General features: G+C 52.1%; 1 protein-coding gene. It reads right to left on the reverse strand.

The genetic code is table 11. The features are described from left to right. Positions 1-582, reverse strand: a 582-nt coding sequence (locus tag AB3R30_RS26950) for a photosynthetic reaction center family protein (protein WP_458652281.1), incomplete at both ends; no start/stop codon positions are given.

Consider the following 582-nt stretch of genomic DNA (forward strand, 5'->3'; position numbering starts at 1 on the left):
TAGCCGTTGATAGCAGGAGCCACTAGAGCAACTGGAGTCGCCTCACCCGCAGCCAAATCCAACGGGAAGTTGTGGGCATTGCGCTCATGCATCACTTCCATTCCCAAGTTCGCTCGGTTCAAGACATCTGCCCAGGTGCTCACCACTCGTCCCTGCGAGTCGATGATGCTTTGGTTGAAGTTAAATCCGTTCAAGTTGAATGCCATCGTGCTAATCCCCATTGCGGTCAACCAAATCCCAATCACGGGCCACGCACCTAGGAAGAAGTGCAGTGAACGTGAGTTGTTGAAAGACGCATATTGGAAGATCAACCGTCCGAAGTAGCCGTGTGCTGCAACGATGTTGTAGGTCTCTTCTTCTTGACCAAATTTGTAGCCGTAGTTTTGGCTTTCGGTTTCGGTCGTTTCACGTACCAAGCTGGAGGTCACCAATGAACCGTGCATTGCACTGAACAAGCTGCCGCCGAATACTCCAGCTACGCCCAACATGTGGAAGGGGTGCATCAAGATGTTGTGTTCCGCTTGGAAGACGAACATGAAGTTGAAGGTGCCACTGATGCCGAGGGGCATACCGTCGGAGAAG

It is taken from the genome of Sivoneniella epilithica UHCC 1019 (assembly GCF_040830845.1).
Classification (GTDB): Bacteria; Cyanobacteriota; Cyanobacteriia; order Leptolyngbyales; family Leptolyngbyaceae; genus ULC077BIN1.